Source organism: Rhodococcus sp. CH91 (genome assembly GCF_022554085.1).
In the GTDB taxonomy this organism is placed as follows: Bacteria; Actinomycetota; Actinomycetes; order Mycobacteriales; family Mycobacteriaceae; genus Rhodococcus.
The window spans coordinates 1-353 of record NZ_JAKFYR010000038.1; the positions used below are offsets into that span (position 1 = coordinate 1).

General features: G+C 68.3%; 1 protein-coding gene. It reads right to left on the reverse strand.

The annotated features are described in order from the left end of the window. Positions 1-353, reverse strand: a 353-nt coding sequence (locus tag MOM01_RS22970) for a condensation domain-containing protein (RefSeq protein ID WP_241387755.1), incomplete at both ends; no start/stop codon positions are given.

Sequence of the window (353 nt, forward strand, 5' to 3'; positions counted from 1 at the left end):
CCGATCAGATCGTCGAGCGCCCGCTCCCCACGACCCGCGATCGGCGTACCGACGGCGATGTCCTCGGCCCCGGACAGCCGCGACAAGAGCACCGCCACTGCGGTGTGCACGGCCATGAACAAGGTCGCGTCGTTCTCGCGGGCAACCCGAACCAACGCTCGATGCGCGACCTCCGAAATCTCCGACGGCACGGTCGCGCCCCGGAACGACTGCACGGGAGGCCGCGGGCGATCGGCCGGCAGTGACAGTACTTCCGGTACGCCGGCCAATGCATCCCGCCAGAAACCGAGTTGTCGTGAGATGAGGGATTCCGGGTCGTTCTCGTCGCCGAGGACCTGCCGCTGCCACAACGC